Genomic DNA, 14,097 nt, shown 5'->3' with positions numbered 1-14,097 from the left:
CGGTCTCACCGCACCCTCGTACGCGCGGAGGCCGCGAGGTCCTCCGGGTGGGCGAAGGGCCGGCCCGCCGCGAACCGCTCCACCTCGGCGGCGACAGCGTCACCGATGCGGTGCAGCTCCCCGCCGAGCGAACCCGCCAGGTGCGGGGTGAGCACGACGTTGTCCAGCGTCCACAGCTTGCTGCCGGGGTCGGGCGGCTCCGGATCGGTGACGTCGAGGACGGCGTCGATGCGGCCGGTGCGCACCTCGGCGAGCAGGGCGTCCTGGTCGACGACGGCACCGCGCGCGGTGTTGACGAGCGTCGCCCCGTCCGGCATCAGCGCCAGCCGTTCCGCGTCGATCTGCCCGCGGGTCGCGGGAGTCAGCGGCTGGTGCAGGGACACCACCCGGCTGGACGCCATCAGTTCGTCGAGCGGCACCAGGCGCGCACCGAGGGCGGCCGCCTGTTCTTCCGTGAGCGTCGGGTCGTACAGCAGGACGTCCAGGTCGAAGGGGCGCAACAGGGCGAGCACCGCCCGGCCCACGGTGGAGGCACCCACGATGCCCACCGTCTGCCGGTAGTTGCCGCGTCCGGCGTACGCGCCGAAGTGGTCGGGCAGGGTCCGCGAGGCGCGGTAGCGGCGCTCCTCGGCGATGACGCGCTTGTTGGCGAGCAGGATCATGGCGAGGGTGTACTCGGCCACGGGCCCGGAGTTGGCGGCGCGGGCGTTGGCCGCGACCACGCCGCGGGTGGCGAAGGCGGCCGGGTCCTCCAGGCAGGACGCGGCGACCCCGCCCGCGTAGACCACGGCCCGCAGCCGCTCGGCGCGGGCCAGGTGCTCGGCCCGTACGAGGGGCGCGTCCCAGCCCGCGACGAGGATCTCGGCACCGGCCAGCGCGTCGCGGGAACGGGCGGAGTCCAGTTCGCACAGGACCAGTGAGGTGTCGATGTCGGCAGCGCGGCGCAGCCGGGCCAGGGCGTCCTCGTCGAAGACGGCGTGGACCAGTCGGGGGTTCATGGCGAAGACGGCACGTGGTCGCGTCACGGCGTGCTCTCCGTCTCGGTGTGCTCACCGCGCGCGAGACGGTGGACGGGGCCGGGAACGGCGGGCGAGGCGGTGCCCGCGGGGGTGCGGGGGGCCGGACCCGGGGGACCGGGCTCGGGCACCAGCCGCAGACCGGCGTCGCGGGGGCGCACATGGGGACCGTCGGGGCGGGCCCAGCCGGCGTTCTCCTCCGGGGCGGCGAGTGCGCTCTCGTCGACCGTGATGCCGAGTCCCGGCGCGTCGCCGAGGACGATGCCGCCGTCCTCGATCGCCTGGTCCACGGTCAGCCCGGCCGGTGTGCCGGTGTCCTGCACCTCGGTGACCAGGTGGTTGGGAGTGGCGGCGGCCGCGTGCGCCAAGGGGTTGGCGTGGTAGCCGACCGGGCTGACCGGGAGGTCGTGGCCGTGGGCGAGGGTCGCGACCCGCAGGAAGTGGGTGATGCCCCAGACGCCGGCGGTCTGCACGACCTGGAGCGCGTCGGCCGCCAGCAGGGGGCGGAACTGCTCCAGGCCCGTCAGGTTCTCGCCACTGGCGACGGCGGTACGGGCGGCCCGGCCCACGGCCCGGTGTCCCCTCGCGTCCCAGCGGCGCACCGGCTCCTCGATCCAGGCGAGTTCGACGCGGTCCTCGATCCGGGCGAGCAGCCGTACGGCCTGGTGCCTGCCCCAGGACTCGTTGACGTCGAGCATCAGTGCGGGGGAGCGGGTGTTGGCGCCCAGCACTGCGGCGACCGCGCGCAGCCTGGCGATGTCGCGTTCGGTGTCCAGGCCGCCCTTGAGCTTGGCGCCGGTGAAGCCGCGTGCGGCCCAGCCGGAGTACAGCGCGACCAACTCCTCCTCGTCCAGCGCGATGTCGAGGCCGGACGCGTAACCGGGCACGAATCGGTCCGCCGCGCCGAGGGTGCGCCACAGCGGCTCGCCGGCCATCTTCGCCTTGAGGTCCCACAGCGCCATGTCGAAGGCGCCGATGGTGCCGAAGGCGGTGCCGGCGTGGCCGCTCTTGAAGGTGTGGGCCAGCATCCGGTCGTAGAGCGTGGTGACGGCCCGTGGATCCTGCCCGTCGAGTGCGGGGAAGACCCGCGAGGCGTCGCCGTGCGCGCCGAGGCCCACTCCGGTGAGGCCGCCGTCGGTCTCGACCAGCAGGACCGGGACCTCGGTGACGCCCTGTGCGACGAAGCCGTTGGCGTCTCCGACGGGACGCCCCCAGCGGTGCACGGTCGTCAGGCTCCGGAATCCGGTGATCTTCAACTGCTCCCCCTCTTCGTGCTCTCCTCGCCGTCCCGCCCGCCGGCCCACCCACCCCGCGCCAGGGAAGACCGAGGGGGCGTGGGAGGTGGGGGAGCGTGCCGTCGGGCCAGGGGAACGGGCGTTGTGCGGCCGTCGGGAATCAGTCCCGCAACCGCGCCCTCATCTGGTCGTAACGTATCATACAAGTGATGACTGGGAAGAGGTCTCGGTCACTGGTTCCGGAGGTTGTGCCGGGACCCGCGTGGGGGCCGGACGGCGGTCAGGCGGCGCCGAGTGTCTGGCGCTGACGTCCCAGCCCCTCGATCTCGATCTCCATCACGTCACCGGGCTCCAGGTAGGGGAAGCGGCCGGACAGGGCGACGCCCTCCGGGGTACCGGTGTTGATGACGTCACCCGGATCCAGCACGAGGTACTGGCTCAGGTCGTACACGATCTGCGCGACGGAGAAGATCATGTCCGCGGTGCGGGAGTCCTGTCGCGGCTCGCCGTTCACGAAGGACCGCAGCCGCAGGTCCTGGACGTCGGGCACCTCGTCGGCCGGCACCAGGAAGGGGCCGAGCGGGTTGAACGTGGCGCAGGACTTGCCCTTGGACCACTGGCCGCCGGAGTGCTCCAGCTGGAAGTCGCGCTCGGAGACGTCGTTGGAGACGGCGTAGCCGGCCACGTGGTCCAGGGCCTGCTCGGGGGAGTCCAGGTAGCGCGCCGTCCGGCCGATGACGACGGCGAGTTCGACCTCCCAGTCCGTCTTGGCGGAGCCGCGCGGGATCTCCACCTCGTCGTGCGGGCCGACCACGGTGTTCGGGGGCTTGAAGAAGATCACCGGGCGGGTGGGCGGCTCGCTGCCGGACTCCGCCGCGTGCGCCGCGTAGTTCTGCCCGATGCAGACCACCGCGCCGGGCCGGTCGACGGGCGGTCCGAAGCGCAGCCCCTCGGCCTCCAGCACGGGCAGGGCACCCCCGGCCAGGGCCCGGCGGGTGCGGGCTATGCCGTCCGTGGCGAGGAAGGCGCCGTCGATGTCGGAGGTCAGGGAGGAGAGGTCCCGGGTGACGCCCCGGTCGTCGATGACGGCGGGGCGTTCCCGCCCGGGGTCTCCGAGCCGTACGAGTTTCATGTGCCGCTTTCCTTGGTCGAGGGCCGGGTCCGGCCGTGGCCGCCGGTCGTGCCGGACGCGTCTGTCCCGGTCGGCCGGTCGTGGAGATGGCGAAGGCGGCCGTCGCGGTGACGGGACGGGTGTCGAATCCCGGGTGCACGCGGGTGTCCGCCGTGATCGGCGCCGTGCCGGCGCCGCCGCTCCAGGGCTTGCGGGCCCAGTATCGGTGTACGGCACCGCTGGTTGTCAATGGACTGCTTTACTGTCAACAGGCTGACAACTAGGGTGTGGCGCCATGAGTACTCGGGACGGATCGGTATGGGCCAGTGCCGCACCGGCGCCGGCCGTGCTGCGGGCGGGCGCGATCCTCGACGCGCTGGCGGACGCCCGTGGCCGTGCGCTGTCGCCCGCCCAACTGGCCACCGCCGCGGGCGGCATACCGCGGGCGTCCGTCGTCAACATCTGCGCGGCCCTGCACGAACGGGAACTGGTCCGGGCCGTGGACGGCGGCTTCGCCCTCGGACCGGGCCTGCTGCGGCTCGCCCAGTCCTACCTCGACGCCTTCGATCCCGTCCGCAGCTTCCGGGAGCAGGTGAGCCGCCTCGGCGACCGGGAGGAGACGCTCCAACTGGCCACCATGGAAGGCACGGACGTCGTCTACCTGGCGGTGCACGAAGGCACCGTCCTGATGCGCCTCACCAGCCGGGCGGGGGCCAGGCTGCCGGTCACCTGCACGGCGCTGGGCAAGGCCATGCTGGCCGGCCTGGACGACACCGAAGTGCGTGAACTGCTGGCGGACCGGGAGCCGTTCGAGGCACGCACGCCCTGGTCGGTCACGACGCTCGACGCACTGCTCGCGGAAGTGCGCGACGTGCGCTCGGCCGGTCACGCCGTCGACGACCAGGAGGCCGCCGAGGGCATCGTGTGCGTCGCGGCGGCCGTGCCCGGACCGCCGCCGGGCGGCCGGCCCTTCGCCGTCAGCTCCTCGCTGCTCAAGTCCCAGGCCACACCCGTGCGGGTGGCGGCGCTCGCCGCACTGATCAAGGACGTCGTGCGACGGATGGGCGCGGCGGCCTGAGCGCCGCCTGTGCTCCTACTGTGCGCGCCCGTTGACCGCCTGTGCTCCTACTGCACGCGCCCGTTGACCGTCACACGACGCAGCGACAGGTCCGTGACGGACTGGAGCAGCATGTCCTGGGCGGCGTCGTCGAAGGTGAGTCGGTCGAGCCGGACCTCGGCGACCGGCGCATCGGCCGGCGCCCGCACGCGCACCGGGTACTCGCAGTGCCCGCCCACCGACCAGCGCTCGGCCGTCAGCCGGGACACCTCGGTCGGCCGGTCGCCGCCCGTACCGCCCGCGTCGCTTCACCGCCCGGGCCCGGCGGCGGGCCCAGGAGGGTCGGGAAGGTAGCGGGCGGCCTCGCCCGCGGCATGGTCGGCGAACATGGGCCCGGCGACATCGGGGTCACCGGAGCGCAGGACGTCCAGAAGTTCGGCGTGGTGCTCGGCCATCGCGCCCCAGCTGCCCGCGTAACGCGGGTCGCCCAGGACGTGCAGGTCCCACAGGCTGGACTCGATCATGCGCCACAGGCGGATCAGCGCCGCGTTGCGGGCAGCTTCGCACACATGCCGGTGAAATGACATGTCGGCGTCGCGGAAGGCGCCGATGTCGTCCTCGGCCGCGGCCCGGCGCAGTTGGGTCACGTCCTCGGTGAGCAGCCGCGTGTGCTCGGCGTCCAGTCGGCCGGCCACCCGGCGGGCCGCGTACTCCTCGAACATCACCCGGATGTCCCGGACGTCCTGCGCCTGCCGCTCGGAGACCCGCACGACATAAGTACCGCGATGCGGTTGGGAGATGACCAGCCCCTCGTACGCGAGGCGTTTGATCGCCTCGCGGGGCGGGGCCTGACTGGTGCCGAAACTGCGCGCGATCTCCGACTCGACCAGGCGTTGCCCGGGCGCCAGGCGGCCGTTGACGATCCAGTCCCGCAGCAGCGTGTACACGTGGTCCGAGAGCAACTGCCGCGGCATGCGGGGCGTGCCCGGCACGGGACTGCCCTCGGTCCGGCCCGCCTCCCCGTCCGCCCCCCGGCGTGGCCCGCTCGGACGCGCGTCCGGCGCAACGGGCAGCTTGGCCTGCTGTTCCCGCCAGATCCGGGCGATCGTGGACTGCGACAGACCCAGCGTGTCGGACAGCGAGCGGGTCGAGGGCACCGGGGCACCGGCACGGGCCTGTTCGAGTACCGCCGCGACCCGGGCCTCCGCCTCCTGCCGGTTGGCGCTGCGGGGCCGTCCCGGGCGAGGCGCGTCGTGCAGACCGGCGACGCCCCGCCGCAGATAGCGCCCGCGCCACTTGGCCACCGTGGTCGGAGCGCATCTGAGCCGCTGGGCGACCTCCGCGTTGGTCAGTCCCTCCGCACAGGCCAGGACGATCCGGCCGCGCAGCCGGAGGCCGGCCTGCGGCTGCCGGGCGAGGTCCGCAAGGGCCGCCCGGTCCTCGGCACTGAGCTGGGGAAATGCCGGCAGGTCGGGATCGGTCATGGCACCGCGCTTCCTGGGATGCGTGAACTTATGACTCGCGGGCCGCGAGTTCGTCGCCTCTCAGGTCATCAATTTCAGGGTCAGCCATGCGTATTGACGACACCACGGCACGAACATATTAACTATCGTTGCTCGATCAGTGACCCACTAATCGTGTACGCGATGCCGTGCGTGTGCTCCTCCGGAACGAGCACCCCGAGAGGGGCGGGCCCCGTCCCCTCCGGGCCCCGGGTCCATCGGCGGCCGACGCGACGCCCCGGACGGCGCCGACGTCCCGCACCAGGAACACGAGCCCGCGCGGCACAGCGCCCGTGACGGCACGGAACACACCGGCCGGTCCACGCAGATCCGGACAACGACATCACGCACTCCACGCGGCAAGGAGACCTCGTGCCAACCACCCAGGTACGACCCGTACGACGAAGGACCAGAAGACTCCCCCTGCTGCTCGCGGCCGGCGCCCTGCTGGTCGGCGGCGCCACCTTGGACACGCCCGACGCGAGCGCCCAGGCCGCCGGCTGCAAGGCCACCGAGCTGTTTGTGTCCCCCGACGGGAACGACAAGGCCAAGGGCACCAGGAGCCATCCCTTCAAGACCATCGAGAAGGCGCGCGACCACATCCGCGACAAGGGCCTCAACCGGCCCGGCACGATGCGCTGCGACATCCACGTCAACCTGCGCGCCGGCGACTATCCGGTGAGCCGGACCGTCGAACTCGACGACCGCGACTCGGGCACGGGCGGCCACCAGGTCGTCTACCGCTCCTACGACGGCCCCGGCAAGGCCCGGGTGATGGGTGCCGAGCCGGTGACCGGCTGGGAGGAGTACAAGGACGGCATCTACCGTGCCGACGTCGGCACTGAGAACCCCTTCTACACCCTCTTCGAGGACGGCACGCGCGCCACCACCGCCCGCTACCCCAACCGCAAGTCCGACGACGAGTGGGCCCCGTACCTCACGTCCACCCTGCCGGAGCCGGAGAAGGAGGCCGTCCACCAGTGGCTGTACTCCAACCCCGGTGACTGGGACGCCAAGTGGGACCTCAGCAACGCCCAGGCGGTGGTCTGGTCCGGCGGCAGCTGGAGCTGGTTCACCGATACGGTCCCGATCCGGGACTGGAACCCCGCCAAGAACCAGATGACGCTCAAGTACTGGACCCGGTACGCGCTCAACAACTCCGGCGGCGGCTCGCGCTACTTCCTCCAGAACTCGCTCGACTTCCTGGACCAGGCGGGCGAGTACTACCTGGACTTCAAGAAGGGCCAGCTGTACTACAAGCCCCGCGGCGACATCAACGACGTCACCGTGCTGCGTCCCACGGTCAAGACCTTGTTCGAGCTGGCCGGCACCGACCCCGACCGGCGGGCGCAGGACATCACCCTGGACGGACTCGCCCTGCAGTACACCGACTTCGTCGACTGGTACCGCAATGGGTGGATCAGCGACGGCGACTCCGGCGAGGTGCACAAGTACCCGGAGTACGACCGGCAGATCGAGATGCCGCGCAACCGGTTCGGAGCCGTCACCGTCACCAACAGCAAGGACATCACCCTGTCCCGGCTGAAGATCTCCGACACGGGCTACCACGCCGTCTACGCACTCGCCGCCAACGACCGACTGACGGTCCGCGACAGTCTGCTGGAGAACATCGGCGCCGACGGAATCAAGGTGGAGGGCCCCTACCCGGGAGAGGGAAACACCTCGAACGGCCACCTGCTGACCAACAACTACATCACCCACTACGGTGAACTGAACCCCGGCGACGCCTCCGGTATCGAGCTGATGAACACCGGGCACAACACGGTCAGCCACAGCCACGTCAAGCACAGCGCCCGCTACGGCATCAGCCTGGAGGTCCGACCGGAAGTGGCCCTCAAGGACAACTACGCCCGTGGGAACACCTTCGAGTACCTGCGGATCGACGAAGCCGGCCTGGACAGCGGCGACATGGGCGCCTTCTACACCTACGGCGTCAACAACGTCGAGCCGTACCCGATGGACAACCACGTGCGCCAGATGGTCGTCGGCGATGTGATCCCGGACGAGTCGATGCCCGACAGCGGCACCCGGGGCATCCACATGGACGCCGGCGGCTGCGGCTTCACCTTCGAGGACATCGAGGTCGGCAGGACCACCGACCAGTCCTACCAGAGCTACCGGTGCAACGACGTGAAGAACGCCAACTGGGAGGACGGGTACGACACCTCCAGGATGGAGTACGACAAGATCGGCGTCACCGCCGGCTTCCCCTACCCGCTGCCCGACGGGGACACCCAGTGAGCGGTCGCTGAGCGGTCGTGTCCGACGAGCACCCCCGGGCAGCGTGCCGCACTGCCGCTGCCCGGGGTGCGGTGGGCGCGGGCCCGAGCCCGCCCGTGCCGAGAGCACAGGCACCCGCACCGCCCTCAACACATACCTGGAGGCATTGCCATGCCCGAGTTGTCCCGACGAAACGTCCTGGCCGCGGCCGGAGCCTCCGCGGCGGCGACCGCGCTGAGCGCCGCTCCCGCACAGGCCGCGCAGGAGGCGGCGGACACCAGCGCGGCGGCGGCGCGGGGAGGAGACCACGCCGCCGACCCGATGCGGCTGTGGTACCGCGCCCCGGCGGCGGAGTGGCTGGAGGCCCTGCCGGTCGGCAACGGCCGGCTCGGCGCCATGGTCTTCGGCGGCACCGACACCGAACGGCTCCAACTCAACGAGGACAGCCTGTGGGCCGGCGGCCCCAACGACTACGCCCGTCCCGACGCCGTGAAGCACCTGGCGGAGATCCGCCGCCTCGTGGTCGAGGAGAAGTGGAACCAGGCACAGCGGCTGATCGACGCCGAGTTCCTGGGCAGCCCCTCGGAGCAGGCCGCGTACCAGGTGCTCGGCGACCTCGAACTCACCCTCGCGGGCCAGGGCGAGGTGAGCGACTACGAACGCGAGCTGGACCTGGAGACCGCCGTCGCCCGCACCACCTACACACGCGGTGGCGTACGCCATGTCCGGGAGGTCTTCGCCAGCGCACCCGACCAGGTCCTCGTCGTCCGGATGACCACGGACACCCCGGGCACCGTCGGCTTCTCCGCCCGCTTCACCAGCCCGCAGCGTTCCGGCGACTCGGCCGTGGACGCGCACACCATCGCCCTCGACGGTGTCAGCGGCGACTGGTACGGCCTGCCCGGCTCGGTGCGCTTCAGGGCTCTGGCGCGCGCCGAGGCCGAGGGCGGCCGGGTGCGCACCGACGGCGGAACACTCACTGTCGAGGGCGCCGACGGCGTCACCCTCGTGATCTCCATGGCGACCAGCTACCGCAACTACCTCGACGTCGGCGCCGACCCCGCCTCCCGCGCCCGCAACCACCTGGCACCGGCCGCGAGGAAGGCGTACGCACACCTGCGTGCCCGGCACGTGGCCGACCACCGGCGCCTGTTCGGCAGGGTCGCCATCGACCTGGGCCCCTCGGAACGGGCCGGTCTGCCCACCGACGAACGCATCCCGCTGTTCGCCGACGGCAAGGATCCCCAACTGGCCGCGCTCTACTTCCAATACGGCCGCTACCTGCTCGCCTCCTGCTCCCGATCGCCCGGACAGCCCGCCAACCTCCAGGGCCTGTGGAACGACGGCCTGAACCCGGCCTGGGAGTCCAAGTACACCGTCAACATCAACTTCGAGATGAACTACTGGCCCGCAGGACCCGGCAACCTCGCCGAGTGCTGGGACCCGGCCGTGCGGATGGTGCACGAACTGGCCGAGTCCGGCACCCGCACCGCCAAGGCCCTCTACGACGCCCCCGGCTGGGTACTGCACCACAACACCGACGGCTGGCGCGGCACGGCACCGGTGGACGCCGCCCAGTACGGCATGTGGCCGACCGGTGGCGCCTGGCTGTGCGTGATGCTGTGGGACCACTTCCAGTTCACCGGTGACACGGGCGCCCTGAGCCGCAACTACCCGGTGATGAAGGGCGCGGTGGAGTTCTTCCTCGACACCCTGCAGGTGGATGCGGAGACCGGTTGGCTGGTCACCAACCCCTCGCAGTCGCCGGAGGTCACCCACCACCAGGACGAGGGCGAGAGTGTCAGCATCTGCGCCGGCCCCACCATGGACATGCAACTGCTGCGGGACCTCTTCGACGCCTACCGGCAGGCCGCCAAGGTGCTGGACCACGACCCCCGGCTCGTCGAACGAGTCACCGAGGTCCGCGACCGGCTCGCTCCCACCCGCGTCGGCTACCTGGGCCAGATCCAGGAGTGGCTGGTGGACTGGGAGGAGGCGGCCCTGGTCAGAAGCCGCCACGTGTCCCACCTGTACGGGGTGTTCCCGAGCGCGCAGATCACCCCGAGGGGCACGCCGGAACTCGCCGCGGCCGCCAAGAAGAGCCTGGAGCTGCGCGGTGCCGCGGGACAGGGCTGGTCCCTCGCCTGGAAGATCAACATGTGGGCCCGGCTGCTGGACCCGGCGCGCGCCTACCAGCACCTGGCGGACCTGCTCACCCCGGCGCGCACCGCGCCCAACCTCTTCGACCTGCACCCGCCCTTCCAGATCGACGGCAACTTCGGCGGCGTCTCCGGCATCACCGAGATGCTGTTGCAGAGCCACGCCGGCGAGATCGAGCTGCTGCCCGCCCTGCCCGAGGCCTGGCCCACCGGATCCTTCCGGGGACTGCGGGCGCGCGGCGGCTTCGAGATCGACCTGGAGTGGACGGCGGAGGGGATCACCCGCGCGGAGGTGCGCTCGCTGCTCGGCAATCCCGTACGGATCCGCACCCCGCACCCGGTGCGCGTCGAGGGCGCCGACGTGGACCGCCCCGAGCGGGGTGTCGTGTCCTTCGGCACGCGCCGCGGCGGCCGGTACCGGCTCGTCCCGGACACCCCGTAACGGCGCCCACACCTCGTCACCGCGGCCGTCTCACCGAAAGGGGGCGACCGCGGTGCCGCCGACGGGGCCTGGAACGTCCCGGTCCAGTTCGCTGCCGATGGCCTCCCACAGCACGTCGTGCTGCGGACCGAGCCTTCGCCCTCGGCAGATCCGACAACCGCTGCATCCCCGATCGCCGCGAATCCCGCCGTCAACCGTCGCAGCACGGTGGGGTTCTCGCCCCTGAGCGCGGTCCCGATCCGATCCGTCCGCCAGTCACCGGTCATCGCCACAACCTACCGTTCCACGTTCGTGTACGGGATCATGCCGCTCGGCAGATCGTGCGGGCCGAAGCATCTCCGGGCACGGCCGGAGCCGGGCCGTTGGCGCGGCCCAACGCGGCCTCCTCGTCCAGTCCGCCGCCCGCCGCTGGCGCTGGCGACGCCGACGGGATGCGGGAGCTGACCGGCGAGGTCGTGGCCATCGCCACTGCCCGGCGCGGCACCACCCGGCTCCGCCACCACGGCGGCGGCTTCTCCCCCGCCACCATCCAACTCCACCTGGTCTCGGCCGAGAACTCCGCAGGCGACCCCAGCCGCGCCCTGACGGCCGCCAAGGCCCTGGCCCCGCCGCAGCGTCCGACAGTGGAGCGGCAAGCCCGCTACTACAGCGACGTGGCCACCGCCTATGAAAAGTTGGCGGCTGAGTTCTGCGTCCGCGAAACCTCGCTCGGTCGCGAGGTCACCGTGCCCCTTGCCGCGAAGGATCCCTCCCGTTGACGTGCCTAGGCGTACGGTCGCCTGCCGGCTCTCGGCAGCCGCATCCCCGACTGGGGTGGGTCGGTGCCAGGCATGTCACCTCGTCCGACACAATGAGGCGGTTTCAGGGCTCCCTGGCCAAGGGTGTGCTTCGCTCAGACACTCTGCACCGTGACGGCTGCGGATGGGAGCGGCTGCTTGCGGCGATGTTGTGGACACGCCGGGGCGAAGTCGTTGCGCACGGGCAGGAGCCACCGGGCACGCCGAGGACTGTTCGGTCACCGCGGACTGAGCTGGCTGGCCGAGCGGGGAAGTCTGGGCTCCCGGCCTGTGCTTCGACTGAGGCGGTCCGGCAGCAGTCCAAGAAGGCCTTGTCAGGCTCACACGCCGGATAGGAGGTGCTGTCGGGGTCCGGAAGCGTCCCGCTCGTAGCGGCTGTGTGAGCAAGGGGGTACGGCCCGGCCACTTTGGATGTGAGGCGCAGAGCGCGGCTCAAGCTGCAGGTGAGCCGCGCCAGGCGCCGTCGGCTCCGGGGGATCTGGACAGCGGAGGGACCCTGACAGCCGATCATCCAGGGGACCGGCCCCTGTGGCAACGCGTCGCGATATGAGTCCAAGGGCCGACAGACGAGGGCCACAGGACCTTCATCCGCTGGTCATGGGCTCTTTCACATCATGTCTCGACGACGGCCGAACACTGGTTCTGGATCACTTTCCGTGCCGGGGCCACGGAGGGTCACCACAACCGCGATCATGAACGGCCGTGGGTGATGTGTTCCTCCAGGACCTGTGGTTCCACCAGGTCGACGGCGTAGTGATCGAAAACGCAGTGGTCGACGGTGAGTTGGTCATCGTGCGGGCCCGCGCATCGGCAGGGCGGGCCACGTGTCCCACCTGCGGGACGATGTCGGGCCGGGTGCACAGCCGGTACGTACGCCGCCTCGCCGATACTGCAGTCGCCGGGCGTCCCGTGGTGATCGAGTTACAGGTCCGGCGGTTCCGCTGCCGTGACCGCGCCTGCCGGCAGGCCACGTTCGTCGAGCAGGTCGACGGACTCACCGTCCGGCACGGGCGGCGAAGCACCGGGCTGCAGACGGTGCTGCAACAGGTAGCGGTGATGCTGGCCGGCCGGGCGGGCGCCCGCCTGGCGGACACGCTCGCGGTCCGGACGAGCCGGTCGACGCTCCTGCGGCTGATACGCCGTCTGCCGGAGCCCGAAGCGCACACGCCGCGGGTCCTCGGGGTGGACGACTTCGCCCTGCGCAAGGGACACAACTACGGCACGATCCTGGTGGACATCGACACGCGCCGTCCCATCGATCTGCTGCCCGACCGGACCACAGCGACGGTGGCCGCCTGGCTCGCCGACCACCCCGGCGTCGAGGTGATCTGCCGTGACCGGTCCACCGCATACGCCGAGGCCGGACGACTCGGCGCCCCGGACGCGGTCCACGTCGCGGATCGGTGGCACATCTGGAAGAACCTGGCCGAGGCCGTCGAAAAGACGGTCATCCAGCACCGCGCCCTGCTGCGCGAGCCGGAGAACACCGCCCCGGTCCACGCCGCCGAACCCCCAGAGAGCCTGGATCCCGCACTGTCCTCCCCGGGTGAACCACGACAGTCGGGCCGTCTGTCCGACCGGGTGCGCGAGCAGCACGCGGCCGTCCACGCCCTGCTGGATGAGGGGCTCGGGCTGCGGCCGATCGCCCGGCGGCTGGGCCTGGCCCGCAACACCGTCCGCCGCCTCGCCAATGCGGCCACCGCGGACGAGCTCCTGGTCGGACGGTGGACCGGCCGGACCAGCGTCCTCGACCCCTACAAGCCCTATGTGCATCAGCGGTGGGCGGAAGGCTGCACCGTCGCCCGCCGTCTGTTCGAGGAAGTCCGCGAGCGCGGTTATCCCGGTGGCGAGAGCGTGGTGAAAAGGTACGTCCAACGGCTCCGCGAAGCTTTCCCGCACGACGATCCGCCCCGCAAGCACCCATCCGTTTGGGACGTGGCCAGCTGGATCACCCGCCGTCCCGACCGCCTCGACGACGACCAGGCCCAGCGGCTCAAGCAGATCCTCGCCCGCTGCCCCGCCCTTGACCGAACTGCCGAACACGTCCGTGCCTTCGCCGAGTTGATGAACGACCGCCGGGGCCAGGACCTCGGTCACTGGATCGATCGCGTGCAGGCTGACGATCTGTCCGCCCTGCACGGCTTCGTCAACGGCCTCGGCCAGGACCTCGACGCCGTCGTCGCCGGGCTCAGCCTCCGCTACAGCTCCGGCGCCGTCGAAGGCCACAACAACAAGGTCAAGATGATCAAGCGGCAGATGTTCGGCCGCGCCAACTTCGATCTGCTCCGCAAACGGGTCCTCCTCGCAGCATGAGGCCGTTCATGATCGCGGTTGTGGTGACCCTCCGTGGCCCCGGCACGGAAAGTGATCCAGAACCACGATTCAGCCGCCGCCGACTTCCTGCCGCTCTTCCGTGTTGCCTTCTCCCACGGTCTGGTCAGTGAGCTTCCGGCCGCCGGCCATTACAGCCCCGAGGACGCCCCCGATGCCACGATCGCACTGGTACGGCTGTTCTTGGACGCAACGGCCGAAGACTC

The 14,097-nt window shown here is 71.2% G+C and carries 11 protein-coding genes and 1 pseudogene; 6 read left to right on the top strand and 6 right to left on the bottom strand.

Going from position 1 to position 14,097, the window contains the following annotated elements; all coding sequences use genetic code 11:
- Nucleotides 1–5 precede the first annotated feature (5 nt).
- The 3 genes from ACFYTE_RS40090 to ACFYTE_RS40080 all read right to left on the bottom strand — a co-directional run bounded on the left by ACFYTE_RS40090 (nucleotide 6) and on the right by ACFYTE_RS40080 (nucleotide 3,383).
- Nucleotides 6–1,025 (bottom strand): hydroxyacid dehydrogenase, encoded by a 1,020-nt coding sequence (locus tag ACFYTE_RS40090; protein WP_388721848.1) that lies wholly within the window; start codon nucleotides 1,023–1,025, stop codon nucleotides 6–8.
- Complete coding sequence (locus tag ACFYTE_RS40085; protein ID WP_388721846.1) at nucleotides 1,022–2,272, bottom strand: mandelate racemase/muconate lactonizing enzyme family protein; 1,251 nt, start codon at nucleotides 2,270–2,272, stop codon at nucleotides 1,022–1,024. Before ACFYTE_RS40085 ends, ACFYTE_RS40090 begins: the two co-directional genes overlap by 4 nt.
- Nucleotides 2,273–2,531: 259 nt before the next feature.
- Nucleotides 2,532–3,383, bottom strand: a complete 852-nt coding sequence (locus ACFYTE_RS40080) for a fumarylacetoacetate hydrolase family protein (protein ID WP_388721845.1) — start codon at nucleotides 3,381–3,383, stop codon at nucleotides 2,532–2,534.
- 274 nt (nucleotides 3,384–3,657) lie between these two features.
- Between ACFYTE_RS40080 and ACFYTE_RS40075 the strand changes: the two genes are divergently transcribed.
- The gene (locus ACFYTE_RS40075; protein WP_388721843.1) at nucleotides 3,658–4,440 is read left to right on the top strand and encodes an IclR family transcriptional regulator; all 783 of its coding nucleotides are present in this window, start codon (nucleotides 3,658–3,660) and stop codon (nucleotides 4,438–4,440) included.
- Between the two features lie 47 nt (nucleotides 4,441–4,487).
- Here ACFYTE_RS40075 and ACFYTE_RS40070 read toward each other — a convergent pair whose 3' ends face one another.
- Together ACFYTE_RS40070 and ACFYTE_RS40065 are read right to left on the bottom strand one after the other, a co-directional pair.
- Nucleotides 4,488–4,688, bottom strand: coding sequence for a hypothetical protein (locus ACFYTE_RS40070; RefSeq protein ID WP_388721841.1), 201 nt, complete (start codon nucleotides 4,686–4,688; stop codon nucleotides 4,488–4,490).
- 39 nt (nucleotides 4,689–4,727) lie between these two features.
- Nucleotides 4,728–5,903, bottom strand: a complete 1,176-nt coding sequence (locus ACFYTE_RS40065) for a GntR family transcriptional regulator (protein ID WP_388721839.1) — start codon at nucleotides 5,901–5,903, stop codon at nucleotides 4,728–4,730.
- Between the two features lie 390 nt (nucleotides 5,904–6,293).
- Here ACFYTE_RS40065 and ACFYTE_RS40060 point away from each other — a divergent pair, with 390 nt between their 5' ends.
- Complete coding sequence (locus ACFYTE_RS40060; protein WP_388721837.1) at nucleotides 6,294–8,183, top strand: right-handed parallel beta-helix repeat-containing protein; 1,890 nt, start codon at nucleotides 6,294–6,296, stop codon at nucleotides 8,181–8,183.
- Nucleotides 8,184–8,333: 150 nt separating this feature from the next.
- On the top strand, nucleotides 8,334–10,763 hold the full coding sequence (locus ACFYTE_RS40055; RefSeq protein ID WP_388721835.1) for a glycoside hydrolase N-terminal domain-containing protein: 2,430 nt from the start codon (nucleotides 8,334–8,336) through the stop codon (nucleotides 10,761–10,763).
- 164 nt (nucleotides 10,764–10,927) lie between these two features.
- Here the strand turns inward: ACFYTE_RS40055 and ACFYTE_RS40050 are convergent.
- A pseudogene (locus ACFYTE_RS40050) lies at nucleotides 10,928–11,029 on the bottom strand (diadenosine tetraphosphate hydrolase); the annotation flags it as partial.
- Between the two features lie 165 nt (nucleotides 11,030–11,194).
- Between ACFYTE_RS40050 and ACFYTE_RS40045 the strand changes: the two are divergent.
- The 3 genes from ACFYTE_RS40045 to ACFYTE_RS40035 form a co-directional block, all read left to right on the top strand.
- Entirely contained in the window at nucleotides 11,195–11,521 is a 327-nt protein-coding gene (locus tag ACFYTE_RS40045; protein WP_388721833.1) for a hypothetical protein, read from the top strand.
- 741 nt (nucleotides 11,522–12,262) lie between these two features.
- On the top strand, nucleotides 12,263–13,873 hold the full coding sequence (locus tag ACFYTE_RS40040) for an ISL3 family transposase (protein ID WP_388721831.1): 1,611 nt from the start codon (nucleotides 12,263–12,265) through the stop codon (nucleotides 13,871–13,873).
- A gap of 33 nt (nucleotides 13,874–13,906) precedes the next feature.
- Nucleotides 13,907–14,097, top strand: a 191-nt coding sequence (locus ACFYTE_RS40035) for a hypothetical protein (protein ID WP_388721829.1), incomplete at its 3' end; no start/stop codon positions are given.

It is taken from the genome of Streptomyces sp. NPDC004629, assembly GCF_042873595.1.
GTDB lineage: Bacteria > Actinomycetota > Actinomycetes > Streptomycetales > Streptomycetaceae > Streptomyces.
Note: the sequence above shows the minus strand (reverse complement) of the source record. Positions and strands in the feature narration are given on the sequence as shown.